General features: G+C 73.5%; 23 protein-coding genes. 14 read left to right on the top strand and 9 right to left on the bottom strand.

The genetic code is table 11. The features are described from left to right. Positions 1 to 44: 44 nt before the first annotated feature. Positions 45 to 1,631 carry an acyl-CoA carboxylase subunit beta gene (locus IEV65_RS09435; RefSeq protein WP_229735117.1) on the bottom strand — a complete coding sequence of 529 codons (1,587 nt, stop codon included), beginning with the start codon at positions 1,629 to 1,631 and terminating at the stop codon, positions 45 to 47. Positions 1,632 to 1,660: 29 nt separating this feature from the next. Further along, entirely contained in the window at positions 1,661 to 2,842 is a 1,182-nt protein-coding gene (locus IEV65_RS09440; protein ID WP_188430147.1) for an acyl-CoA dehydrogenase family protein, read from the bottom strand. 76 nt (positions 2,843 to 2,918) lie between these two features. On the opposite strand from IEV65_RS09440, the gene IEV65_RS09445 reads away from it, so the two are divergent. Both IEV65_RS09445 and IEV65_RS09450 read left to right on the top strand, forming a co-directional pair. Further along, a complete protein-coding gene (locus IEV65_RS09445) occupies positions 2,919 to 3,302 on the top strand; it encodes a MerR family transcriptional regulator (protein ID WP_308642568.1) in 384 nt (127 codons plus the stop codon). Between the two features lie 66 nt (positions 3,303 to 3,368). Further along, the gene (locus tag IEV65_RS09450) at positions 3,369 to 5,156 is read left to right on the top strand and encodes an acetyl/propionyl/methylcrotonyl-CoA carboxylase subunit alpha (protein ID WP_188430152.1); all 1,788 of its coding nucleotides are present in this window, start codon (positions 3,369 to 3,371) and stop codon (positions 5,154 to 5,156) included. 142 nt (positions 5,157 to 5,298) lie between these two features. Here the strand turns inward: IEV65_RS09450 and IEV65_RS09455 are convergent, their stop codons facing one another. Continuing rightward, positions 5,299 to 6,765, bottom strand: a complete 1,467-nt coding sequence (locus IEV65_RS09455) for an NAD(P)H-quinone dehydrogenase (RefSeq protein WP_188430154.1) — start codon at positions 6,763 to 6,765, stop codon at positions 5,299 to 5,301. 58 nt (positions 6,766 to 6,823) lie between these two features. On the opposite strand from IEV65_RS09455, the gene IEV65_RS09460 reads away from it, so the two are divergent. Both IEV65_RS09460 and IEV65_RS09465 read left to right on the top strand, forming a co-directional pair. Next, entirely contained in the window at positions 6,824 to 7,654 is an 831-nt protein-coding gene (locus IEV65_RS09460; protein WP_229735118.1) for a purine-nucleoside phosphorylase, read from the top strand. 11 nt (positions 7,655 to 7,665) lie between these two features. After that, complete coding sequence (locus tag IEV65_RS09465) at positions 7,666 to 9,393, top strand: phospho-sugar mutase (RefSeq protein ID WP_188430157.1); 1,728 nt, start codon at positions 7,666 to 7,668, stop codon at positions 9,391 to 9,393. Positions 9,394 to 9,789: 396 nt separating this feature from the next. Here IEV65_RS09465 and IEV65_RS15655 read toward each other — a convergent pair whose 3' ends face one another. Both IEV65_RS15655 and IEV65_RS09480 read right to left on the bottom strand, forming a co-directional pair. Continuing rightward, positions 9,790 to 9,969, bottom strand: a complete 180-nt coding sequence (locus IEV65_RS15655) for a hypothetical protein (RefSeq protein WP_371870164.1) — start codon at positions 9,967 to 9,969, stop codon at positions 9,790 to 9,792. Between the two features lie 93 nt (positions 9,970 to 10,062). After that, entirely contained in the window at positions 10,063 to 10,677 is a 615-nt protein-coding gene (locus IEV65_RS09480) for a hypothetical protein (RefSeq protein WP_188430161.1), read from the bottom strand. Between the two features lie 81 nt (positions 10,678 to 10,758). Here IEV65_RS09480 and IEV65_RS09485 point away from each other — a divergent pair, with 81 nt between their 5' ends. From IEV65_RS09485 to IEV65_RS09520, 8 genes are all read left to right on the top strand, one after another. After that, complete coding sequence (locus tag IEV65_RS09485) at positions 10,759 to 11,418, top strand: uridine kinase family protein (protein WP_188430163.1); 660 nt, start codon at positions 10,759 to 10,761, stop codon at positions 11,416 to 11,418. Positions 11,419 to 11,428: 10 nt separating this feature from the next. Beyond that, positions 11,429 to 12,550: a DUF7847 domain-containing protein gene (locus IEV65_RS09490; RefSeq protein WP_188430164.1), complete on the top strand. Its 1,122-nt coding sequence runs from the start codon at positions 11,429 to 11,431 to the stop codon at positions 12,548 to 12,550. 10 nt (positions 12,551 to 12,560) lie between these two features. Further along, the gene (locus IEV65_RS09495) at positions 12,561 to 13,223 is read left to right on the top strand and encodes a DUF4129 domain-containing protein (protein WP_188430165.1); all 663 of its coding nucleotides are present in this window, start codon (positions 12,561 to 12,563) and stop codon (positions 13,221 to 13,223) included. A gap of 5 nt (positions 13,224 to 13,228) precedes the next feature. Next, positions 13,229 to 14,365, top strand: a complete 1,137-nt coding sequence (locus IEV65_RS09500; RefSeq protein WP_188430166.1) for a DUF4350 domain-containing protein — start codon at positions 13,229 to 13,231, stop codon at positions 14,363 to 14,365. Further along, on the top strand, positions 14,362 to 15,387 hold the full coding sequence (locus tag IEV65_RS09505; RefSeq protein WP_188430167.1) for an AAA family ATPase: 1,026 nt from the start codon (positions 14,362 to 14,364) through the stop codon (positions 15,385 to 15,387). Before IEV65_RS09500 ends, IEV65_RS09505 begins: the two co-directional genes overlap by 4 nt. Positions 15,388 to 15,392: 5 nt before the next feature. Further along, entirely contained in the window at positions 15,393 to 16,706 is a 1,314-nt protein-coding gene (locus IEV65_RS09510; protein ID WP_188430168.1) for a DUF58 domain-containing protein, read from the top strand. A 63-nt stretch (positions 16,707 to 16,769) separates the two neighbouring features. After that, positions 16,770 to 17,726: a cation diffusion facilitator family transporter gene (locus tag IEV65_RS09515; RefSeq protein ID WP_371870165.1), complete on the top strand. Its 957-nt coding sequence runs from the start codon at positions 16,770 to 16,772 to the stop codon at positions 17,724 to 17,726. A 33-nt stretch (positions 17,727 to 17,759) separates the two neighbouring features. Then, entirely contained in the window at positions 17,760 to 18,749 is a 990-nt protein-coding gene (locus IEV65_RS09520) for an adenosine deaminase (RefSeq protein WP_188430172.1), read from the top strand. A 207-nt stretch (positions 18,750 to 18,956) separates the two neighbouring features. Here the strand turns inward: IEV65_RS09520 and IEV65_RS09525 are convergent, their stop codons facing one another. Then, positions 18,957 to 19,952, bottom strand: a complete 996-nt coding sequence (locus tag IEV65_RS09525; RefSeq protein WP_188430174.1) for a stage II sporulation protein M — start codon at positions 19,950 to 19,952, stop codon at positions 18,957 to 18,959. Positions 19,953 to 20,033: 81 nt separating this feature from the next. On the opposite strand from IEV65_RS09525, the gene IEV65_RS09530 reads away from it, so the two are divergent. Further along, positions 20,034 to 20,831 carry an RDD family protein gene (locus IEV65_RS09530; RefSeq protein WP_188430176.1) on the top strand — a complete coding sequence of 266 codons (798 nt, stop codon included), beginning with the start codon at positions 20,034 to 20,036 and terminating at the stop codon, positions 20,829 to 20,831. 7 nt (positions 20,832 to 20,838) lie between these two features. Here IEV65_RS09530 and IEV65_RS09535 read toward each other — a convergent pair whose 3' ends face one another. Beyond that, a complete protein-coding gene (locus IEV65_RS09535) occupies positions 20,839 to 21,960 on the bottom strand; it encodes an adenosine deaminase (protein ID WP_188430178.1) in 1,122 nt (373 codons plus the stop codon). Between the two features lie 53 nt (positions 21,961 to 22,013). On the opposite strand from IEV65_RS09535, the gene deoC reads away from it, so the two are divergent. Continuing rightward, complete coding sequence (deoC, locus tag IEV65_RS09540; RefSeq protein ID WP_188430179.1) at positions 22,014 to 22,781, top strand: deoxyribose-phosphate aldolase; 768 nt, start codon at positions 22,014 to 22,016, stop codon at positions 22,779 to 22,781. 174 nt (positions 22,782 to 22,955) lie between these two features. On the opposite strand, the gene IEV65_RS09545 is transcribed toward deoC, so the two are convergent. Both IEV65_RS09545 and IEV65_RS09550 read right to left on the bottom strand, forming a co-directional pair. Continuing rightward, the gene (locus tag IEV65_RS09545) at positions 22,956 to 24,245 is read right to left on the bottom strand and encodes a thymidine phosphorylase (RefSeq protein ID WP_188430181.1); all 1,290 of its coding nucleotides are present in this window, start codon (positions 24,243 to 24,245) and stop codon (positions 22,956 to 22,958) included. 47 nt (positions 24,246 to 24,292) lie between these two features. Further along, positions 24,293 to 24,913, bottom strand: coding sequence for a hypothetical protein (locus IEV65_RS09550; RefSeq protein WP_188430183.1), 621 nt, complete (start codon positions 24,911 to 24,913; stop codon positions 24,293 to 24,295). Positions 24,914 to 24,923 lie beyond the last annotated feature (10 nt).

Consider the following 24,923-nt stretch of genomic DNA (forward strand, 5'->3'; position numbering starts at 1 on the left):
GCGACCGCGGCCCACTCTAACGGAGCATCGCGGACGCCCCGATCTCACACGGGCGGGATAGGACGGTGCCGGGTGGAGAAGTGACGGTCGCGGCGAGCGGCATACCGGAAGCGTCGGACGATCTCCTCGCGCAGGTCCTCCGGCTCGACGATCGCATCGATCACCAGGTCGGCGGCGAGGCGCTCGAGGTCGACGTCCTCCATATACTCGGCCCGGCGCGCCTCGACGAAGGCGGCCTGCTGGGTCGGGTCCTCGATCTCGGCGATCTTGTTGGCGAAGACCGCGTTGACCGCCGCCTCCGGACCCATCACCGCGATCCGTGCGGTCGGCAGGGCGATCGTCGCCTCGGGGCCGAAACCCGGGCCACCCATCGCGTAGAGCCCGGCGCCGTAGGCCTTGCGGACCACCACGCACAGCTGCGGGACGGTCGCCTCGGACACCGCCGAGACCATCTTCGCCCCGTGCCGGATGATGCCGCCGCGCTCGACCTCGCTGCCGATCATGAAGCCGGGCACGTCGGCCAGGTAGAGCAGCGGGATGCCGTAGGCGTCGCACAGCCAGATGAAGCGAGCGGCCTTGTCGGCGGAGTCGGTGAAGAGCACGCCGCCCTTGACCGCGGAGTTGTTGGCCAGGATCCCGACCGTCTGCCCCTCGATCCGCCCTAGGCCCACGACCAGCTCTGCCGCGAAGAGCGGCTTGATCTCGAAGAAGCTGTCGGCGTCGACCAGCCCCTCGATGACGTCGTGCACGTCGAAGGGCACCGACTCCGCCTCGGGCACGGTGTCGCGGTCCAGCGGGCCGGCCGGCGCCTCCGGCGCGTAGCTGGGCACCGGGTCGTGCCAGGTCTCCGGCAGGTAGGAGAAGAGGTGCTTGGCGAGGTCGATGGCCTCCTCGTCGTCGGCCGCGAGCAGGTCGCCGACGCCGGAGACGGTGCAGTGCATCCGGGCACCGCCCATCTCCTCCAGGCTCACCTTCTCCCCCACGACCATCTCGGCCATACGCGGGCTGCCGAGGTACATCGACGCATTGCCCTCGACCATGATGATGACGTCGGTGAAGCTCGGGATGTAGGCGCCGCCGGCCGCGCTGGGCCCGAAGAGGCAGCAGATCTGCGGGACCTTGCCCGACAGCGCGACCTGGTTGTGGAAGATCCGTCCTGCGCCGCGGCGCCCCGGGAAGAGGTCGACCTGGTCGGTGATCCGCGCGCCGGCGGAGTCGACGAACCAGAAGACCGGCAGCTCCTCGCGCAGCGCGGCCTCGGTGGCCCGGATGATCTTCTCGACCGTCCGCGCGCCCCACGAACCGGCCTTGACGGTCGGGTCGTTGGCGACGACGATCGCCGGCCGCCCGTCCACCTCGCCGCGCCCGGTGACGACGCCGTCCGCGGGCAGCCCCTGCGCGGTCGCGTTGGCGTAGCGCCCGTCCTCGACGAACGTCCCCTCGTCGAAGAGGAGCGCGATCCGGTCGCGGACGTACATCTTGCCCTGGCTGTCGAGCTTGGCCTTCGCCTTCTCCGGCGGCGCGTCGGAGGCCTGGTATGCCGACTCCAGCCGGGTCCGCAGGTCACCGACCCGGGGGTCGGGAAAGGGGTTGGTGCTGGGGGTGGGGCTCGAGGGCGACGACGACGTCATACCGGGCATCCTGTCAGGGGCCGGGCGGCTCAGGCCGGCAGGCCGAGGCCGCGGGCGATGAGCATGCGCTGCACCTCGGAGGTGCCCTCGCCGATCTCGAGGATCTTGGCGTCGCGGTAGAAGCGGGCGACGGGGTACTCCTCCATGAAGCCGTTGCCGCCGAAGATCTGGGTGGCCATCCGGGTCGCGGTGACGGCGGCCTCGGTGGAGTAGAGCTTGGCCATGGCCGCGGCCTGCTTGACCTCGGCGACCGAGCGCTTTCCGGCGTGCTGCTGCTCCTTGAGCCAGGCGGCCTTGTAGGTGAGCGTGCGGGCGACCTCGGTCATGAGCGCGATGTCGGCGACCTGGAAGGAGACGCCCTGGTTGACCGCGATCGGCCGGCCGAAGGCGAGCCGCTCCTGGCTGTAGCGGGTGGTCTCCTCGAGCATCCGCTGCAGGCAGCCGACCGCGAGCGCGGCGATGGCGATGCGGCCGTCGTCGAGGGTCTTGAGGAACTGCTTGAAGCCGTGGCCGCGCTCGCCCAGCAGGTTGGACTCCGGGACGCGGGCGCCCTCGAAGGTGAGGCCGTGGGTGTCGGAGATGTGCCAGCCCAGCTTGCGGTAGGCGGGCTCGACGGTGAAGCCGGGGGTGCCGTTCGGGACGATGATCGCGCTGATCTCGGCCTTGCCGTCGGCGGTCTCGCCGGTGCGGGCGGTGACGGTGACGACCGAGGTGATGTCGGTGCCCGAGTTGGTGATGAAGGCCTTGGCGCCGTCGACGACCCACTCGCCGTCCTCGAGCCGGGCGCGGGTCTTCGTGGCGCCGGCGTCGGAGCCGGCCTCCGGCTCGGTCAGGCCGAAGCCGGCGAGCGCGCGGCCGGCCAGCAGGTCGGGGAGCCACTGCTCCTTCTGCTCCTGGGTGCCGTAGGTCTGGATCGGGTTGATGCCCAGACCGACGCCCGCCTCCAGGGTGATGCCCATGGCCTGGTCCACGCGGCCGAGCTCCTCGATGGCCACGCACAGGTAGGAGAAGCCCTCCCCCTCCATGCCGGCGCCGCCGAACTCCTCGGGCGCCTCGAGCCCGAACAGGCCCAGCTCGCCCATCTTCGGGACGAGGTGCACGGGGAAGTGCGACTCGCGGTCCCACTGCTCGACATGAGGCGCGATCTCGCCCTCGGCGAAGTCGCGGACGACGCGGCGGAAGTCTTCGTGATCCTGGGTCAGCTCGAACACGTGCACATCGTGCTTGACGTGAGCGTCAACGTCAAGCACGATGGGGCGGCACCGTGACTTGACGTTAGGACAACCCGTGACCGACGACACCACCTGGACGATCGCCCAGATGGCCGACGACTTCGACGTGACGCACCGCGCGCTGCGTCACTACGAGCAGCTGGGGCTGCTCTCCCCCGAGCGCGAGGGGCAGCGCCGGATCTACTCCCGCCGCGAGCGGACGCGGCTCGCGCTGATCCTGCGCGGGCGCCGGCTCGGCTTCCCGCTGGAGGAGGTCGCGACCATCCTGGACATGTATGACGACCAGCCCGGCGAGGCCGGTCAGCTGCGCTACCTGCTGTCCCAGATCGGCGAGCGGCGCGCCGAGCTGCAGCGCCGGCTGCGCGACGTGCAGGACGGCCTGCGCGAGCTCGAGGAGCTGGAGAAGCGGTGCGAGGAGGACCTCGAGCGGCTCGCCTGATGCGACGCGGAGCGCGCCTGCCCCGGTGCGCGTGCACGGCATACCCCTGCCGTTAGTGTGTCCCCCATGCCGATCAGCAAGGTCCTCATCGCCAACCGTGGCGAGATCGCCGTCCGCATCGCCCGCGCCTGCAAGGACGCAGGTCTGGGCTCCGTCGCGGTCTACGCCGACCCCGACCGTGACGCGCTGCACGTGAAGGTGGCCGACGAGGCCTACGCCCTGGGCGGGTCGACGCCCGGCGAGTCCTACCTCGTGCAGGAGAAGCTGCTCGACATCGCCAGGCAGGCCGGCGCCGACGCCGTGCACCCGGGCTACGGCTTCCTCGCCGAGAACGCCCACTTCGCCCAGGCCGTCATCGACGCCGGGCTGACCTGGATCGGCCCGGGCCCGGACGCGATCGACGCCCTCGGTGACAAGGCCAAGGCCAAGCACATCGCCGTCAAGGCGGGCGCCCCGCTGGCGCCGGGCACCAAGGACCCGGTCAAGGACGCCGACGAGGTCGTCGCGCTCGCCGAGGAGTTCGGGCTGCCGATCGCCATCAAGGCGGTCTACGGCGGTGGCGGTCGCGGCCTCAAGGTCGCGCGCACGATGGAGGAGATCCCGCACCTGTACGAGTCCGCGGTGCGCGAGGCCGTGACGGCCTTCGGCCGCGGCGAGTGCCTCGTCGAGAAGTTCCTCGACCGGCCCCGTCACGTCGAGACGCAGTGCCTCGCCGACCAGCACGGCAACGTCGTCGTCGTCTCGACCCGTGACTGCTCGCTCCAGCGCCGCAACCAGAAGCTCGTCGAGGAGGCGCCGGCCCCGTTCCTGACCGAGGAGCAGAACGCTGAGCTCGTCCGCGCGTCCAAGGCCATCCTCAAGGAGGCGGGCTACGTCGGCGCCGGCACCTGCGAGTACCTCGTCGCCCGGGACGGCACGATCTCCTTCCTCGAGGTCAACACCCGTCTCCAGGTCGAGCACCCGGTCACCGAGGAGGTCACCGGCATCGACCTCGTGCGCGAGCAGTTCCGCATCGCCGACGGCGAGGTGCTGGGGTTTGACGACCCGGCCCCGCACGCGCACTCGTTCGAGTTCCGCATCAACGGCGAGGACGCGGGGCGCGACTTCATGCCTGCGCCGGGGACGGTCTCCCGGATGGTGGTCCCCCACGGACCGGGCGTGCGCTGGGACTCGGGGATCGTCGAGGGCGACACTGTCGCCGGCGCGTTCGACTCGATGATCGCCAAGCTCATCGTCACCGGCCGCGACCGCGAGCAGGCCCTGGAGCGCGCGCGCCGCGCGCTCGGCGAGCTCGTGGTCGAGGGTATGCCGACCGTGCTCCCCTTCCACCAGGTCGTCGTCTCCGACCCGGCCTTCGCGCCCGAGGGCGGCGAGCCGTTCACCGTCCACACCCGGTGGATCGAGACCGAGTTCGACAACCAGATCGAGGCCTACTCCGGCCCGACGGCCGACGGCCCGGCCCCCGAGGAGAGCGAGCGTCAGAAGGTCGTCGTCGAGGTCGGCGGCCAGCGCCTCGAGGTGTCGCTGCCGGCCGGTCTCGCGCTCGGCGGCGGTGCCGCTGCGGGCGGCAACGGCGCGGGTGCGCGCAAGAAGGCGCCGAAGCGCTCGCGCGGTGGTGGCGGCGGGGCCGCGGCCTCCGGCGACGCCGTGACCGCGCCGATGCAGGGCACCATCGTCAAGATCGCCGTCGAGGAGGGCCAGACCGTCGCCGAGGGTGACGTCGTGGTCGTGCTCGAGGCGATGAAGATGGAGCAGCCGATCAAGGCCCACAAGGCCGGCACCGTCACCGGCCTCTCCGCCTCCGTGGGTGCGACGGTGACCAACGGCGCCGTCCTCTGCGAGCTCAAGGACTGACCGCCCCTTCCCCCGTCACCCCCACCGCCATCACCCCCCACCGCGCAGGTCAGGTGGTTGCTCTCACCCCACCGGAGGCGTCAATGGGGCTCGGTGTGCCCGAAGGTCCGGCTGCCGTGAACGACTCAGCACGGTGGGGCGTCTAGTCGGCGATCTCGTGGAGCTGGCGGGCGGCCTCGGCGAGGGAGCCGCTCATCGAGGGGTAGACCGTGAACGTCGAGGAGAACTGGTCGACGTTGAGGCGGTTGGCCACGGCCAGGGCGATCGGGAAGATCAGCTCGCTGGCGCGAGGACCGACCACGACGCCGCCGACGATCGTCGCGCTGCCGCTGCGGGCGAAGAGCTTGACGAAGCCGTCGGAGGTGTTCTGCATCTTGGCGCGGGGGTTCTTGCTCAGCGGCAGCATGACGGCCCGGGCGTCCACGCGGCCCTCGTCGACGTCGGCCTGGCTGGCGCCGACCGTGGCGATCTCGGGGTCGGTGAAGATGTTGGAGCTGACCTTGCCCAGCGACAGCGGGGCCACTGCGTCGCCCAGCGCGTGCGCCACGGCGATCCGGCCCTGCATCCCGGCCACCGAGGCGAGGGGCAGCACGCCGGTGCAGTCTCCCGCGGCATACACGCCGGGGACGTTGGTGCGGGACACGCGGTCGACCTCGACGTGCCCCCGCTTGCCCAGGCGGACCCCCGCCTCCTCCAGACCCATGTCCGTGGTGTTGGGGATCGAGCCGACGGCCAGCAGCGCGTGCGAGCCGGTGACCTCGCGCCCGTCGTCCAGGGTCACGACGACGCCGTCACCCTCACGGCGGACGGCCCCGGCGCGCGAACGGTTGAGGACCGTCATACCCCGGCGACGGAAGACCTCCTCGAGCACGTTGGCGGCGTCGGGGTCCTCCCCCGGCAGCACGCGGTCGCGCGAGGAGATCAGCGTGACCTGGCAGCCGAGCCCGAGATAGGCGTGGGCCAGCTCCGCACCCGTCACGCCGGAGCCGATGACGACGAGGTGCTCGGGCAGCTCGGTGAGGTTCCAGATGTGCTGCCAGGTCAGGATCCGCTCCCCGTCGGGCACGGCGGTGTCCATGACCCGGGGGCGCGCGCCGGTCGCGATCAGCACGACGTCGGCGTCGATCCGGCGAGTCGCCACGGCCTTCTCCCGGTCCTGGCCGTGCGGTGCGGGCTCCTCGCCGGAGGCGACCGCTCCCACCCCCTCGACGACCTCGACGACGCCGGGCCCCGCGAGCCGGCCGGCGCCCTGCACCACCTCGACACCCATCGACTCGAGGCGCTCGTGGATGTCGCGGCTCTGGGCACGGGCCAGGTCCATGATCCGGGCGTTGACGTCCGCGATGTGAGCGGTGACCCCCTGGTCGGCCGGCACCTCCGCACCGTCGAAGTGCACGCCGATCCGCTTGGCCGCGCTGAAGCGGTCCATGAAGTCGGCGGTGGCGATCAGCGCCTTGCTCGGCACGCAGTCGGTGAGCACGGCCGCGCCGCCGAGACCCGACCGCTCGACGACCGTGACCTCCGCGCCCAGCTGCGCCGCGCCGAGCGCGGCCTCGTAGCCACCCGGGCCACCACCGATGACGACGACCGACCTGTCTGCAGAACTCACGGCCCCTATCCAACCATCTCGGCACCCTTGCCTCGTGAGCGCTACTACCCTAGGTGCGGTGACCGACGTCCTTCCCGATCTCTCCGACCCCCGCACCGACCCGCGCGCCGTCGCCCAGGCAGCCGCGCAGGTGATCGCCGAACGCACGGGCGCCGCCCGTCACGACGTCGCGCTGGTGCTCGGCAGCGGGTGGAAGCAGGCCGCCGACCTCCTCGGCCGGGCCGACTGCGAGATCGACAACACCGACGTCCCGGGCTTCGCGGCCGCCGCGGTCGAGGGACACTCCGGCACGATGCGCTCGATCCCGCTCCCGGACGGCCTTCGCGTCCTCGTCTACGGCACCCGCACGCACTTCTACGAGGGCCGCGGCGTGCGCGCCGTCGTCCACGCGATCCGCACCGCCGCGGCCGCCGGCTGCCGGACCGTCGTGCTCACCAACGGCTGCGGCGGACTGCGCCCGGAATGGGCACCCGGCACGCCCGTGCTCATCAGCGACCACATCAACCTCACCGCCACCTCGCCGCTGGAGGGTGCGACCTTCGTCGACCTCACCGACCTCTACACGCCCCGGCTGCGCGAGCTGGCCCGCGACGTCGACGCGAGCCTCGACGAGGGCGTCTACGTGCAGTTCCCCGGCCCCCACTACGAGACGCCGGCCGAGGTCCGGATGGCCAAGATCATCGGCGGCGACCTCGTCGGCATGTCGACCACGCTCGAGGCGATCGCCGCGCGCGAGGCCGGCATGGAGGTGCTCGGCATCTCCCTGGTCACCAACCCCGCAGCCGGCATCAGCGACGCCCCGCTCGACCACCAGGACGTCATCGAGGCCGGTCAGGCCGCCGCGGAGCGTTGCGGTCGGCTGCTGGCCGCCATCGTCGAGCGCATCTGAGGAGCTCCGGTATGCCGTCCACGTCGCCCTTCCCGCACGACGCCGCCCTCCCGGGCGGCTCCGACGCCCTCCTGCAGGAGGCCCGCGCCTGGGTCGGCGACGACCCCGACCCGCTCACCCGCGACGAGCTCACCGCGGTCGTCGACGCCGCGGCGACCGGCGACGAGACTGCGCTCACCGACCTTGCCGACCGGTTCTCCGGCTTCCTGGAGTTCGGCACGGCCGGCCTGCGGGGCGCCCTCGGGGCGGGGCCGAACAGGATGAACCGGGCCGTGGTGATCCGCACGGCCGCCGGGCTCACGGCATACCTGCAGAATCAGCTCGACGCCGCGGGCGAGCGGCGCGGACCGGTCGTGGTCGTCGGCTTCGACGCCCGCCACAACTCGGACGTCTTCGCGCGCGACACCGCAGCCGTGGTCGTTGCGGCCGGCGGGCGGGCCATGGTGCTGCCGCGTCCGCTGCCGACGCCGGTGCTGGCGTTCGCGACGACCTGGCTGGGTGCGGACGCCGGCGTCATGGTGACGGCCAGCCACAACCCGCCGCAGGACAACGGCTACAAGGTCTACCTCGGCGACGGCTCGCAGATCGTGCCGCCGGCGGACAGCGACATCTCGGCGCAGATCGACCGGGTGCGCGCCGCCTCGACGGTCGCCCGGGCCGACGACGGCTGGGAGACGCTGGGCGACGAGGTGCTCGAGGCCTACCTCGACGCCGCGGTCGCGGTCCTCGACCCGAGCTCGTCGCGCGACCTGTCGGTCGTGCACACGGCCCTGCACGGCGTCGGCTCGGACGTGGTGCTGGAGGCGTTCGGGCGCGCCGGGTTCCCCGCTCCAGAGGTGGTCGCCAGCCAGGCCGAGCCCGACCCGGCCTTCCCGACCGTCGCCTTCCCCAACCCCGAGGAGGCCGGCGCGATCGACGCCGCCCTGGAGCTTGCGGCACGGGTGCGGCCGGACCTGGTCATCGCGAACGATCCGGACGCGGACCGGTGCGCGGTGGCGGTGCAGGACGGCGGCGTGTGGCGGATGCTGCGCGGCGACGAGGTGGGTGCACTGCTCGGGCAGCACGTGATCGAACGCGGCCGGGCCACCGGCGCGCGTCGCGTGCTGGCGCGCTCGATCGTCTCCTCCCGGCTGCTCGGTGCCATGGCCGCGGAGGCCGGCCTGGAGGGTCAGGAGACACTGACGGGCTTCAAGTGGATCGGGCGGGTGCCGGGGCTCGCCTACGGCTACGAGGAGGCGCTCGGCTACTGCGTCGACCCGGCCACCGTGCCGGACAAGGACGGCGTCACGGCGGCGCTGCTGGTGGCCGAGCTGGCGGCCGGGCTGAAGGTCGAGGGCCGCACGCTGCTCGACGTCCTCGACGACCTGGCCGTGCGTCACGGCGTCCACCAGACGGACGCCTTCTCGGTGCGGGTGAGCGACCTCTCGCTCATCCCGCCGGTCATGGCGCGCCTACGGGGCGAACCACCGGCCGAGCTGGGCGGCGTGGCCGTCACCTCGGCCGAGGACCTGGCCGAGGGCGCGCAGGGCCTGCCACCGACCGAGGGCATGCGCTATCTCCTGGCGGACCAGACGCGCGTGATCGTGCGCCCGAGCGGGACCGAGCCCAAGCTCAAGGTCTACCTGGAGGCGGTCGTGCCGGTCCAGGGCGGTGTAGAGGGTCTCGGGGACGCGCGGCAGGAGGCGAAGGCGCGCCTGGCCGCCGTGCGGTCGGCGATGGAGGAGCTCACCGCGCTCTGAGCCGTCCACTTTTGCCGTAGACGTACCACATCTCGATCACAACTAGGGCGTGTCTCTCAAGATGCTTCAGCCAGATGGTGATGGCGCGTAGGACGGCGGCTCCGCGGTAGACGATGGCGAGCTTGTCGTAGCGGGTGGCCAGGCCGCGCCATTGCTTGACGGTGTTGAAGGACCGCTCGACGACGTTGCGGGTGGACCGGTGCGGTGTACAGGTCCGCCCACCCGTCCTGACCAGGATTGTTGTGATTCGGTTCAGCCCCCCTGACTTGCCCGAGGAACTCGGTCAGCGTCGAGGCCTCGTCCGGTCCTGCTCGCTGTCGCCGTCCTTGGCGGCTGGTTTCTCCCACGGCATGTTGGTGGCGTGCTGGTGGGCCCGATTGATCGTGGAGTCCACGCTCACCGTCCACTCCACTCCACTCCTCTCCGGCCCCGTCGCCCGGGCAAGCAGCGCCTGGTGGATCTTGTCCCAGGTGCCTCCTGGCTGAAGCGGCGGTGCCGCTTCCATACCGTCTTGCCACGGCCCGAACGACTCGGGAGGTCACGCCAGGCCATACCGCACCGGTACCGGTAGATCACCCCTCGACCACCTGCCGGTGATCACACATCGGCCGACCGGTCCTGGGGTTGACCCAGTCGGTGGGGTGGGGTGGGCGGGGTGGGCCGGGGGTGTCAGGGGAGGAGGGTGGCGACGCCGAGGGCCACGGAGAGGACGACCAGCACGACGGGCGCCCAGGCGATCGTGCGGGTGGCCACGGTCGGGGCGGCCGCGTGGTCGCCGCCGTCGAGGCGCCAGCGCTGCAGGGCCCGCTGCACCTCGTCCGCAGCGCCCTGGGCCGTCACGCCCTCGTAGCCGCGCCGCCGCGTCGTCTCGGCGAAGTCGTCGATCGCCCGACGTCGCACCAGCTCGCGCCGGACCGGCACCGCCCAGGCTGCGTGCCTGGAGCCCGCCTCGTCCGTCAGCTCCAGGGCCCATTGGTGCGTGACCTCCCGCATCGCCCCGAAGGGCACCACCACGTCGGTCACCACGTTGCGCAGCAGCACACCGTCGTCATACAGGACGGCGGAGGGGCGCAGGAAGACCACCCAGCCCGCGGTCGCGAGCCCGACGATCAGAGCGACCGGCCCGAGCAGCCCCGCCGCACGGTCGGTCAACACGTCCCAGAGGGTCAGCCCCGCGAGCGCCACCGCGACGGCGACCAGCACCCACCCCAGGACGCGGGCGGGCAGGGTGCGGTAGACCCGCAGGGGCGTGCCGGAGGGGGCGGGGGAGCGACCGTTCTTCACGGGCCAGATCCTCTCAGACGGGAAGGTCACCCCCGCTCCTCCGCTCAGGGATGTCCCCCCGCCCGCCTACACTCTCCCTCCATGGACGGAGCCGGACGCGGGGCGTGGCAGGGCACGCGCGTGCTCGTGCTCGCCGGGCCCAGCGGCGCGGGCAAGTCGCGGCTGGCGCGCCGACTGCACGCGACCTACGGCTGGCCGCTCATGCAGCTGGACGACTTCTACCGCGAGGCCGGCGACCCCGTCCTGCCGATGAGCCCGCTGGGGCTGCCGGACTGGGACGACGTCCGCTCCTGGCACCTCGACGCCGCGGTGGAGGCGCTCGAGCAGCTGTGCCGGACGGGGCGCACCGACGTCCCGCTGTACGACATCTCCACCTCCCGCATCACCGGACACCACCTCGTCACCTCCGACGACCACCCGGTGGTCGTGGCCGAGGGGATCTTCGCCGCGCACACGATCTCGCTGCTGCGCGAGCGGGACCTGCTGGCCGGTGCGTGGTGCATCCGCAACCGGCCCTGGCTCACCTTCGGCCGGCGGCTCGTCCGTGATCTCGCCGAACGCCGGAAGTCGCCGCTGACGCTCTGGCGCCGCGGGCACGTCCTGCGCCGCGCCGAGCCCGGTATCGTGGCCGCGCAGCAGGCGTTGGGGGCGGAGCCGATGACGGCCGCGGAGGCGGAGCGCCGGGTGAGCGGTCTGGCCGGGGCTCCCGGGGCACCGACCCTCGACGCCGGACCGAGATGAGGAGCAGGGGATGATGACATACGACCAGGGGGCACGCCCCGACCTTCCGCCGCCTGGGGCACCCACCGCGGCGCCGCCGCCCCTCCCCCCGCCCGGCTCCCCCTCCCCCATCCCGGGTATGCCGCTCCCGCCGCCCCAGGGCGCGCCCGGCGGCACGGCATACCCCTGGCAGAGCCTCCCGCCGGAGCAGCTGGCCCGCATGCACCAGCCCGGCGTCGTGCCGCTGCGTCCCCTCTTCCTCGGCGACATCTTCGCCGGGGCTCTGCAGACCATGCGGCGCAACCCCGCCGCCACGATCGGCACGGCCCTCGTCGTGCTGTCGGCACTGCTCGTTCCCTCCTACCTGATCTCGGTGCTGCTGACGGGATCGGTCGACCTGGCCGAGGAGGACCTTGCCGCGCTCACGACGATGCTGAGCGTCCTCTTCGGCGGGCTGGCCTCGATCGCGCTGGCCGGCATGATCGTCCATGTCGTGGGCGAGGCGGTCCTCGGCGACCGCGTCACCCTGGGCCAGACCTGGGCTGCGGTGCGCGGCCGGATCCCCGCTCTCCTCGGGGCGGTGCTGCTCATCGCCCTCGTCTTCGTGGCGGCCACCGTCGCCCTCGTCGTCGCGGTCGCCAGCCTGTTCGTGGCCATCGACGCCGCCTCCGGTGGGGTGTTGGCGGCACTGGTCGTGGCGCTGGTCCTGGTGGGTCTCGGTGCGGTCGTGCTCGTGTGCTGGCTCTCCGCGAAGGTGTCGCTGACGACGGCGGCGGTCGTGCTCGAGAAGGCCGGTCCGTGGAGCGCGCTGCGACGCTCGTGGGCGCTGACCAGGGGCCGGCAGGCCTGGCGGGTGTTCGGGATCACCCTGCTGGCCGGCATCCTGACCACGATCTTCTCCACGGCCGTGCAGCTGCCCGTGACGATCGGGGTGTTCCTCGCCCTCGACGGGATCTCGGGCGGGCTGTCCTCCACGCACCCGGTCGTCCTGCTGACCGACCACGTCGTGCAGCTCGTCGTCCAGGCCTTCGCGATCCCGTTCTCGGCAGGGGTCACGGCGCTGGTCTACCTCGACCAGCGCATCCGTCGCGAGGGCCTCGACGTCACGCTCATCGGCTCCGCGCAGGCCCGGGCGGCAGCCCGCGCCCGCTGAGATGCCGGTCGTGGCGGCGGTCCCGGTCGACCCGGACCGCGACAGCGCCCGCAGCTGGCTCGAGGCCGAGCTGGACCGGCCCGGGTATGCCGTGCGCGAGTCCTGGGTGCGCCGCGCCCTGACCTGGCTGCGCGACCGGCTCCCCGACCTCTCCCTCGACGGCCAGCTGCCCGCCTGGACCTCCTGGGTGGCCATCGCGCTGGTGGTGGCCGCCGTGGCCGGGCTGCTCTGGTTCGCCGCGCGCGACCGGTGGCGCCGGGCCGGGCTGACGGGAGCGCCGCGGGGAGACCGCGTCTTCGGGGCCGAGGGCCAGCTCTCGGCGGCGGCCTACCGCGAGCGCTCCCGCTCCTCGGCGACCGCGGGAGACCTCGACAGCGCCCTGCTCGACGGCTACCGCGCCGTGACGGCGGCCGCCCACGAACGCAGCGTTCTCGACGCCGCACCGGCTCGCACGGCGCACGAGGTCGCGGTCCGGCTCGCCGCGGTCTTCCCCGCACACGCGGGCGACCTGGGCGTGGCGGCCGACCGCTTCGACGCGGTGCGCTACGGCGGACGGCACGCCGACGCAGAGCAGGTTGCGCAGGTGCACGCGCTCGACGAGGCGCTGGCGGCGCCGACGAGCCTGCCGGCTCCGACCGGACCGCTGCCAGCGCCGACGGGGCCGCCGCGGTGAGGGCGGTGCGGCGCTGGGCGCCCTGGGTGGTCCTCGTCCTCGCCGCGGGTCTGGTCGCCGCGCTGCTGGCGGGGACGCGGTCCGGCGAGCGTCTCGCGCCGGACAACCCTGGTCGCGAGGGGGGTCAGGCCCTGGCCCGGGTGCTCCAGAGCCAGGGGGTCACGGTCCGCACCGTCCTCGGCACGGCCGCCCTGCCCGAGCAGGTGGCACCGGGCACCACCGTCCTGGTGACGGGCACGGCATACCTCACGCCGGAGGCGGGGGCGCAGCTGCTCGACCGGACGCGCGAGGCCGACCGGCTCGTCGTCCTCGTCCCCGGGCCGCAGGAGGACCTCGGGACCGCGCTCGGGCTCGACGTGCGGACCACCTGGCCGACGGGCGCCCGGCTGACCGGTGCCTGTGCCGACCCGCGCGTGCGCGACGGCGACGAGGTCGTGGCCTGGGACGTGCAGCTGGACTCGACCGCGACGTCCGGGGCGGTCGCCTGCTTCCCGCCGAGCCCCGGGCACAACGTCGGCGGGGCGAGGGCCGGGGCGCTGCTCACCTTCCCCGCCACCACCGACCACGCCGAGGTCAGCCTCGTCGGCTTCTCCTCCGCACTGACCAACGGTCGTGTCACCGAGGCGGCCCACGCGGCCCTGGGGCTGCGCCTGCTGGGGGCCAGCCCGGAGCTGCTCTGGGTGACGCCGCAGCCGGGTGACGCCGGCCAGGGCGCTCCGCAGGGGCTGTGGGACGTCCTCCCGCGCAGCGCGACCCCCGCCGTCGTCCTGCTCGGTGCCGCGGTGCTGGCGCTGGCGCTGTGGCAGGGACGGCGGCTCGGACCCGTCGTCGTGGAGCCGCTGCCCGCGGTGGTCCACGCGGCGCAGACGACGCGGAGCCGTGGGCGCCTCTACCGGCAGGCCGGTGACCGGCCGCACGCCCTCGCGGCACTGCAGGCCGGCGCACGGCACCGGGCCGCCGCGCGCCTCGGCCTGTCCCCCGCCGCCGATCCCGGGGCATTGGTCGACGCCGTGGCCACCGCCACCGGCCGGCCGCGCGACCAGGCCTCGCGTCTGCTCACCGATCCGTCGGCGACCGACGACACCGACTTCGTGACCACCGCCCGGGAGCTGCGCTCCCTCGAGGAAGGACTGCACCGATGACCCAGCCCACGCCTGACCCCGGTCACCCCGACCACCTCGTCTCCTCGTCCGACGCTCCCGACCCGGGCCGGGACGCCCGTGCGCGCGAGGCGCTCCAGGCCGTGACCGACGAGGTCGGCAAGGCGGTGGTGGGCCAGCGCCCGGCCGTCTCCGGGCTGCTCGTGGCCCTGCTGGCCGGCGGTCACATCCTGCTCGAGGGCGTGCCCGGCGTGGCCAAGACGCTGCTGGTCCGGGCGCTGGCCGCCGCGCTCGACCTGCGCACGACCCGGGTGCAGTTCACCCCCGACCTCATGCCGGGCGACGTGACCGGCTCGATGGTCTACGACACCGGCCGCAGCGACTTCACCTTCCGGCCCGGGCCGGTCTTCACCAACCTGCTCCTCGCCGACGAGATCAACCGCACACCGCCGAAGACGCAGTCGGCCCTGCTCGAGGCGATGGAGGAGCGGCAGGTCACCGTGGACGGCACCAGCCATGCGCTGCCCGCGCCGTTCCTGGTCGCCGCGACCCAGAACCCGGTCGAGTACGAGGGCACCTACCCGCTGCCGGAGGCCCAGCTGGACCGCTTCCTGCTCAAGGTGGTGCTGCCGCCCCCGCCCCGCGACGAGGAGGTCGAGGTCCTCGTCCGGCACGCGCGCGGCTTCGACCCGCGCGACCTCGCCGCCGCCGGCGTCCGCCCCGTCGCCTCCGTCGACGACCTCGCCGCCGGGGCGGCCGCCGTGCGCCGCGTGCAGGTCTCCCCCGAGGTCATCGGGTATGTCGTGGACCTCGCCCGCGCGACCCGCGCCACCCCCTCGCTGCAGCTCGGGGTCAGCCCCCGTGGCGCCACCGCCCTGCTGGCGACGTCACGGGCGTGGGCCTGGCTGTCCGGCCGCGACTTCGTCACGCCCGACGACGTCAAGGCACTGGCCCCGGGGACCCTGGGTCACCGGGTGTCCCTGCGCCCGGAGGCCGAGCTCGAGGGCGTCACCACGGCAGCCGTACTGTCCTCGGTCCTGGCCTCCGTCGACGTCCCCCGCTGACCGGCATGGTCCTGCGTGGCCCCGTCGTCGCCCTGGTGCTGCTGGGGCTGGTCCCCGTCGCGCTGTGGCCGGCCGCGGCGGGCACGGTAGCGCTGCTGTGGCTGCTCGGCGTCGCGGCCCTCGTGGCGGTCGACCTGCTGCTCACGCCCTCGCCGCGGTCGGTGCAGCTGACCCGGTCGCCCGACCCCCAGGTCCGCCTGGGCGAGCCCACCACCACGACGTTGACGCTCACCGGCACGGGAGAGCGGCACCTCCGGGGCCGGCTGCGCGACGCGTGGGTGCCGTCCGCGGGGGCGGAGGGCGCACGGCATACCCTCGACCTGCCCGCGGGCGGACGGCGCACGGTGACGACCAGGCTCCGCCCGACGCGTCGCGGTGACCGGCGGGCGGCGGGGGTGACGGTCCGGGTGCACGGCCCCCTCGGCCTGGCCGGTCGGCAGCGGACCGTCCTGGTGCCCGGCGTGGTCCGCGTGCTGCCGCCGTTCCGCTCGCGTCGCGACCTGCCGAGCCGGCTGGAGCGGCTGCGCCAGCTGGACGGGCGCTCCGCGGTGCGCACCCGCGGGCAGGGCACGGAGTTCGACGCGCTGCGCGACTACGTCGACGGCGACGACGTCCGGGCCATCGACTGGCGGGCCACGGCGCGACGCCAGCACGTGGTGGTCCGCACCTGGCAGCCCGAGCGCGACCGCCGCGTCGTCATCGTCCTGGACACCTCCCGGACCAGCGCCGCCAGGGTCGGCGACGAGCCGCGGCTGGACGCGGCCATGGACGCCGCGCTCCTCCTGGCCGCCGTGGCGGCGCACGCCGGCGACCGGGTCGACCTGCTGGCGGGCGACCGCGTCGTGCGGGCACGCGTCGGCTCGCAGGCGGGCGGGGCCTCGACCCGCAGCGCCCTGCTCCACCGCCTCGTGACGGCCATGGCGCCGCTGGAGCCGGTGCTGGTCGAGGCCGACTGGACGACCCTGGCGGGCGCCGTCACGGGGCTGGCCCGGCGCCGCGCGCTGGTGGTGCTGCTGACCCCGCTGGAGCCGGCGGCGGTGGAGGAGGGTCTGCTGCCGGTGCTGCCCACGCTGACCGCCCACCACCGGGTTGTCGTGGCCTCGGTGGCCGACCCGGCGCTCGAGGCGCTCCGGGCGGACGTCTCCTCCCTCCAGGCGGTCTGGGACGCCGCCGCGGCGGAGCGCACGGAGGCGCTGCGGCGCCGCACGGCGGCCGCGCTCGGGCTCCTCGGCGTGACGGTCGTCGACGAGCTGCCGGAGCGGCTGCCCGGTGCGCTGGCCGACCACTACCTCGCGCTCAAGGCCCGCGGCCTGCTCTGAGCGATGGTGGCCCCCGTCGGTAGAATCGGGCCGAGCCCCCGCCCGACCCACCCTTCTGCGAGCGTGCCCGTGACCCAGCCCAAGCCCGAGAAGCCCAGCCTCAGCACGCGTCACCCCGCCCCCGAGGACCTGACGCGCTTCGCCTGGCTCTCGATCGCCGCGGCCGTCGTCACCATCGCGCTCAAGGGCACCGCGTGGCTGGTCACCGACTCGGTAGGACTGCTCTCCGACGCCGCAGAGTCGACGGTCAACCTGGTGGCCGCGGTGGTGGCGCTCATGGCGCTGCGGGTCGCGCTGCGTCCGCCGGACCGCAACCACAACTTCGGGCACAGCAAGGCCGAATACTTCTCCGCGGCCGTCGAGGGCGTGATGATCTTCGTCGCCGCCGCGGTCATCCTCGTGGCCTCCGTCGAGCGCTTCCTCAACCCGGCGCCGCTGGAGAACGTCGGCGTCGGCCTGCTCATCTCCGTCGTGGCCTCCGTGGTCAACGGCGGCGTCGCCTGGGTGCTGCTGCGCGCCGGCCGCGCTCACCGCTCCATCACCCTGACCGCCGACGGCAAGCACCTTCTCACCGACGTGTGGACCTCGGTCGGCGTCGTCGTGGGCGTGCTCCTGGTGTGGCTGACCGGCTGGGAGCGCCTGGACCCGATCATCGCCTTCGCGGTCGGCGTCAACATCCTGGTGACCGGCTGGGGCCTGATCGCCAGCTCGACCGCGGGCCTCATGGACGTCTCCCTGCCGGCCGAGGACAACGAGCGGATCCGGGGCGTGATCGAGACCTTCATCGCCGGCTTCGACGGCGAGGACGTGCGCTTCCACGCCTTCCGCACCCGTGAGTCCGGCCACCGGCGCTTCATGGAGATGCACCTGCTGGTGCCCGGTGCCTGGACCGTCAAGCACGGCCACGACGTCGCCGAGGACCTCACGGACGCGCTGCTCGCGGAGTACCCCGACCTGCGCGTCAACCTGCACCTCGAGCCCGTCGAGGACCCCCGCTCCTACGAGGACATCGGCGTCTGACGGCCAGCGCGTCGGGGGCCTAGTGTCGGAGGCATGGACACGCCCCCGTGCGCCGAGCTGCACCTGCACGTCGAGGGGACGCTCGAGCCCGAGATGGTGCTCGCCCTCGGCGAGCGCATCGGCATACCCCTCCCGTATGCCGATGCCGAGGACCTGAGGGCGCGCCTGGCGTTCACTGACCTGCAGTCCTTCCTCGACCTCTACTACGCCAACACCGCGGTGCTGCGCACGGCGCAGGACTTCGCGGAGCTGATGGCGGCCTACCTGCGGCGCGCGGCCGTCGCGCACGTGCGCCACGCGGAGGTGATGTTCGACCCGCAGGCCCACCTGGCGCGCGGCATACCGATCGAGGAGGTCGTCGAGGGACTTGCCGCCGGCATGGCGCTCGGTGCCGAGCTCGGCGTCTCGAGCCTGCTCGTCGCGGCCTTCCTCAGGGACAGGCCGGCCGGCGAGGCGATGGAGGTGCTCGAGGCGCTGCTGCGAGCGGGCGCTCCCATCGCCGGGGTCGGGCTGGACTCCGCGGAGGTCGGGCACCCGGCCGCGCCGTTCGCGGACGTCTTCCTGCGGGCGCGGGCCGAGGGGCTGCGCCTGACCGCCCACGCGGGCGAGGAGGGACCGGCGTCCAACGTCACCGAGGTCCTCGACGTGCTCGGCGTCGAGCGCGTCGACCACGGGATCCGCGCGGCGGACGACCCGGACCTCGTGGCGCGCCTGCGCGAGGAGCAGGTGCCGCTGACCGTCTGCCCGCTGTCCAACGTGCGGCTGCGGGCGGTCGGGTCGATCGCCGCGCACCCGCTCCCGCAGCTCCTCGCCGCGGACGTGCTGGTGACCGTGAACAGCGACGACCCGGCCTACTTCGGCGGCTACGTGGACGACAACTACGCGGCGCTCAGGGCGGAGACGGCACTGGGACGCGACGACCTGGCCAGGCTCGCCACCAACAGCTTCACCGGCTCGTGGCTCCCGGCGGCCCGGGCTGCAGAGCTGGCCGCCGAGGTGGAGGCCTGGCGGCTGGCTGTGTGAGCGCGGGGTGGGAGGGTCGGGGGTCAGCGTGAGGTGGTGGGCGTCGGATGGTGCCGACCCGTCCCCAGGGCCAGCGAGGTTGATCTGTCCCGGCGACACGCCCGAGCACAGCCGCTCACGCGTGCACGTGCTCGCTGGAGCCGGTCGCGGACGGCGTGTCGCCGGCACGGATCCCGTCAGCCCGTCAGCCGGCTACCGGCCAGCTGGTCAGCCGACGGTGGGCGCGCTCGCCGCCTGCAGCTCCTCCGCGACGTCACCAGTGACGCCGGCGCGCGCCGCGCGGCGCCCCAGCGTGAAGACGTAGACGAAGAACCCCAGCAGGGCGAGGACACCGATGCCCACCCTCGCCCACGTCGGCAGCGGCGACGGCGTCACGAAGCCCTCGATGACGCCTGAGATCAGCAGCACGATCACGAGCCCGACGGAGACACCGGCCGCCGTGCGCCCCTCGGCCGCGAGGCTGGCGAGACGGGTCCGCGGCCCCGGCGCTACCCAGGCCCAGAACAGCCGCAGCCCCACTCCGGCCGCGACGAAGATCGCCATCAGCTCCAGCAGGCCGTGCGGGGTGATCAAGCCCCAGAAGACCTCCCCCCGGCCGTGCCTGTGCATGAGGGAGCCGATCACCGCGACATTGGCGATGTTCTGCCACAGCAGCCAGACGACCGGGACGCCGAGCACCCCCATCCCGATGCAGCGCGCGGCCACCCAGGCGTTGTTGACCCACACGAGCGTCGAGAAGCTCGAGGCTGCGTGCTCGGAGTAGTAGGACTCGAACTGCACGTTGACCAGCAGCTGCACCTCCTCGGGGGTGAGCAGGCTGTTCTCGACGACTGGGTGCGCGGTGAGCCACCAGCCGAGCAGGAGACCGACGACGACGTTGGCCAGCGCCGTGATGCCCCACCACCAGCGCAGGCGGTAGAGCGCCGCGGGGAAGTCCTCCGCGACGAACCGCCCCACCCCCTCCCAGCTGAAGGTCGGCACGCGCGAGGCCCGGGCCCGGGCCGTGGCGATCAGGGTGGACAGGTGCGCGACCACCTGCGCGTCGGGCGCGGACGACCGCACGGTCGACAGGTCGGTCGCGGCACGCTGGTAACCGTCCAGCAGCTCGTCCGCCTCGGCCCCGGACAGGTGGCGCTGCCGCGACAGGGTCGCCAGCCGTTGCCAGTCCCCCCGTCGACGTCCCACCAGCGCGTCGAGGTCCACCCCGTCACTGTATGCCGTCGCGCCGGGCTCCCCGCGCGGCTCCTCGGGTGCACGGCCGGGGACCGGGGTAGCCTGCCCGCCATGGCCCAGCGGGGGATCTTCGACAGCGAGCGCTTCGTCACCAGCGAGGCGGTCGAGATCGAGCTGCCTGCGGCGGCGCTGCCGCTGCGGATGGTCTCGGGGCTCATCGACCTGGTCGTGGTGGCGGCGGGGGTGCTGCTCCTCGTCCTGGTGCTGCCGGCACAGCTCTTCGCCCGCGACTCCGCCCTGGGGCAGGCCTTCGGGGTCGTGCTGGTGGCGGTGGTCATGGCCGGGCTGCCGATCACCCTGGAGACGCTGACCCGCGGTCGCACGGTCGGCAAGCTGGTCATGGGGCTGCGCACCGTGCGTGACGACACCGGCCCGATCGGGCTGCGGCACGCGATCATCCGCGCGCTGGCCGGCACGGTCGAGCTGTGGATGACGCTCGGCGGGCTGGCGCTGCTCGTCGCCACCACCAACGAGAAGGCCCGTCGCATCGGTGACCTGCTCGCCGGGACCTACGTCGTGCGCGACCGGGTCCGCCTGCGCCTGCCCGAGGGGCCGGTGATGCCGGAGGAGCTGCGCGCCTGGGCGGCCCAGGCCGACCTCGGCGTGCTCCCGGCCGCGCTCGCCGTCGCGGTGCGGCAGTTCCTGCAGCGCACCGGGTCGCTGACCCCCGAGGCCCGGGGGCGCACCGCCTCCGAGCTGTATGCCGCGCTCCTCCCCCACGTCGCTCCCCCGCCGCCGCCCCAGGCGCACCCGGAGTCGGTGCTGGCGGCCGTGCTCGCGGAGCGACGGCGCCGCGACGAGCAGCGGATGGAGCGCGCCGACGCCCTGCGCTCCCGTCTGCTGAGCTAGATCGTCCTCAGCCGACGTCGTAGGCCGGCTTGAGGACGCCCTCGATGATCTCGAGGCGCTCGTCGAAGGGCAGGAAGGCCGACTTCATGGCGTTGACCGCGACCCGCCGCAGGTCGCTCAGCTGCCAGTCCGCACGGTCGACGAGCAGCTGCGCCTCCCGGCTCATCGAGGTGGCGCTCATCAGGCGGTTGTCGGTGTTGAGCGTGACCCGGAAGTTGAGGTCCTTGAGCAGCGAGATCGGATGCGTCTCGATGGACTCCGCGGCACCGGTCTGCACGTTGCTGCTCGGGCACATCTCCAGCGGGATCCGACGGTCCTTAACGTAGGCCGCGAGCGGGCCCAGCTCGAAGGCGTTTGGCTCCACCGCCGCCCACCGGATGGCGCCGGCCAGGTCGTCGGTCACGGGGCGGCCGTCCAGCCGGATGTCGTCGACGATGCGCACGCCGTGACCCAGCCGCTCGGCCCCGCAGAACTGGATCGCCTCCCAGATGCTCGGCAGCCCGAACGCCTCGCCCGCGTGGATCGTGAAGTGCGCGTTGTGCTGACGCAGGTAGTCGAAGGCCGCCAGGTGCCGCGTGGGCGGGTGGCCGTCCTCGGCACCGGCGATGTCGAACCCGGCCACCTGGTCGCCCAGGTGTCGCACGGTGAGCTGGGCGATCTCGACGGCGCGTGCCGCGTGCCGCATCGCGCTCGGCAGGACCCGTACCCTGATCCGCCGGCCGGCGCTCGCAGCCTCCTCCTCGCCCTCGCGGAAGCCGCGATTGGCGGCCTCCACCACCTGGTCCAGCGTCAGCCCGCGCTGGAGGTGCTGCTCGGGGGCATACCTCACCTCGGCGTAGACGACCCCGTCCTCGGCGAGGTCCACGACGCACTCGCGCGCGACCCGGGCCAGCGCGTCCTCGGTCTGCATCACCCCGACCGTGTGGTCGAAGGTCTCCAGGTAGCGGACCAGGGATCCCGAGTCCGCCGCGTCGGCGAACCACGCGGCGAGCGTCCCCACGTCCGAGGCGGGCAGCGCGGCATACCCCTGCTCCTGCGCAAGCTCGAGCACGGTCGCGGGCCGCAGCCCGCCGTCGAGGTGGTCGTGGAGCACGACCTTGGGCAGCTCACGGGTGTCGAGGGTCGTCATGGCCCGATCCTAGGCAGGCGGGCCCCGCCCTCGGCCGCCCTAGACTCGGGGGTATGCCGAACACGTACGCGCCGGGCAGCGCCCTGACCGTCCAGGACGTCGCCGATCTCATCGACCACGCCCTGCTCAAGCCCGAGCTGACGCCGCAGGAGGTCGAGGTGTCCTGCCGCGAGCTCGCGCGGGAGGAGATCTGGTCGGTGTGCGTGCGGCCGTCGGACGTCTCGCTGGCCCTGACCGCGGTCGAGGGCCACAGGACCCAGGTCTGCACGGTCATCGGCTTCCCGCACGGCACGACGTCCACGGCGGCCAAGGTCGCCGAGGCGCGGCAGGCCCTGGCCGACGGCGCGACCGAGCTGGACATGGTGCTGAACATCGGCCGGCTGCGCGGAGGCGACGTGGACGCGGTGCGCGAGGACATCGCGGCCGTCGTCGAGGTCGGCCACGCCGAGGGCCGGATCGTCAAGGTCATCTTCGAGACCGCCCTGCTGGACGAGGCGCAGAAGGTCGCCGCCTGCCGCGCCAGCGAGGAGGCGGGAGCCGACTTCGTCAAGACCTCGACCGGCTTCGCCGGCGGTGGCGCGACCCTGCCGGACGTGCGGCTGATGCGCGCGAACACCGGGCCGCAGGTGCAGGTGAAGGCCTCCGGCGGCGTGCGCGACATCGACACGCTGCTCGCGATGTGCGCCGAGGGCGTCACCCGCATCGGCACGTCCTCGACCGCTGCGCTGCTCGCCGGCGCCCGTGAGCGCGAGGCCGCAGGGACGCTCGTCGTCCCGCAGCCGGGCGCCGACGTCGCCGGCGCCGACGGCCAGGGCTACTGAGGCTGAGGCTGAGGCTTCCGTCCCCTCAGCCCGACCGGACAGGCGATCGTGCCGGACCGGACAGGCGATCGTGCCGCGGGCGGACAGGCGTCGTGCCCGACCGGACAGGCGATCGTGCCGGACCGGACAGGCGATCGTGCCGGACCGGACAGGCGATCGTGCCGCGGGCGGACCTCAGGCGATCCGGTCGATGACCACCTGCGCGGGGGCCTCCACCTCGGAGGCTGAGCCCACGGCATACCCGCCCTCGAGCGCCTCGAGCGCCCGGGCGAACCGGTCCGGCTCGTCCGTGTGCAGCGTGAGCAGCGGCTGACCCGCGCGGACGGGGTCACCCGGCTTGGCGTGCATCTGCACCCCGGCCGCGGCCTGCACCGGGTCCTCCTTGCGGGCCCGGCCGGCACCCAGGCGCCACGCCGCGACGCCCACGGCGAGCGCGTCCAGCCTGGTGAGCACACCGTCGGCCGGTGCGGTGACGACGTGGGTGTCCTTGGCGACGGGGAGCGGGGCGTCCGGGTCGCCGCCCTGGGCGGCGATCATCCGGCGCCACACGTCCATGGCCCGGCCGTCGGCGAGCGCGTCGGCGGGGTCGACGTCCCCACGGCCCGCCCCAGCGAGCATCTCGCGAGCCAGCGCCAGGGTGAGCTCGACGACGTCAGCCGGGCCGCCGCCGGCCAGCACCTCGACCGACTCCTGCACCTCCAGCCCGTTGCCCGCGGTGAGCCCGAGCGGAGTCGACATGTCGGTGAGCAGGGCGACGGTGTGCACGCCCGCGTCGGTGCCGAGCTCGACCATGGTGCGGGCCAGCTCGCTGGCGTCCGCCTGGGTCTTCATGAACGCACCCGACCCGACCTTGACGTCGAGGACGAGCACCCCGGTCCCCTCGGCGATCTTCTTGCTCATGATCGAGGAGGCGATGAGCGGGATCGCCTCGACGGTGCCGGTGACGTCGCGCAGGGAGTAGAGCCGCTTGTCCGCCGGCGCCAGCCCCGAGCCCGCCGCGCAGATCACCGCGCCGACGTCCTCCAGCTGCGCGAACATCTCCTCGTTGGACAGCGCGGCGCGCCAGCCCGGCACCGCCTCCAGCTTGTCGAGGGTGCCGCCCGTGTGGCCCAGCCCGCGCCCCGACAGCTGCGGCACCGCCACCCCGCAGGCCGCGACGAGGGGGGCGAGCGGCAGGGTGATCTTATCGCCGACACCGCCGGTCGAGTGCTTGTCGGCGGTCGGGCGCGAGAGGCCGGAGAAGTCCATCCGCTCGCCCGAGGCGATCATCGCCGCGGTCCAGTCGCCGATCTCGCGGCGGTTCATGCCGTTGAGCAGGATCGCCATCGCCAGCGCGGACATCTGCTCGTCCGCCACGACCTCGCGGGTGTAGGCGTCGACCACCCAGGCGATCTGCTCGGGGCTCAGCTCGCCCCGGTCACGCTTGGTCCGGATGATGTCGACGGCGTCGAAGGACTCACTCATGGGACCAGTCTCGCGCATCGCCTGCGACCTGCGGGTATGCCGTCCCGCTAGAGCGCCGGGCCCCGGCAGGTCTGGATGATCCGCTGCACCAGCGACGAGCGCCCCGGTCCCGGCGTCTCCGCCAGGGCCCTGGCGACAGCACCTCCCAGGCCGTCCAGCGAGGCGCGCAGCCTGCTGGCCTCGGGGCTACCCGCCACCTCCAGGGAGCCCTTCACCTGCTGCACCGTGCTCTGCGCGCGCCGCAGAGCCTGCTCCACCCGGCTGTCGTCGCCGCTGCCCGCGGCCTGGTCGAGGTCACGACCGACCTGGCCCAGCTGGAGCTGCGCGAGGGAGACCGCGGGATCGGAGCCGAGCGACGACATACCCTGCCCCGCCGCTCCCGGGTAACGCGGCACGTCGATCGTCGGCATCGGGCTGTCCGGCTGGAGCGGCCCGGGCGAGGTCGGTCGGGAGGTCTCCTGGGGCCAGGCGACCCCCTGCGGGCGCTCGACCCGTCCGAGCGTCCCGCCGGGCCGACCTGAGCGCCCACGGCCGAGCTTGTGGCCCCAGACCGTGTACGCCACCCAGCCGAGGACCAGGAGGGGAAGGACCGGGATGTCCAGCTCGCCCGCGACCCGCAGCGTCACGAAGGCGAGGAGGATCCAGCCCCAGACGGGCAGTCTGCGCATGTTCATCGGC

The organism is Ornithinimicrobium tianjinense, from assembly GCF_014636495.1.
GTDB classification, from domain to species: Bacteria; Actinomycetota; Actinomycetes; order Actinomycetales; family Dermatophilaceae; genus Ornithinicoccus; species Ornithinicoccus tianjinensis.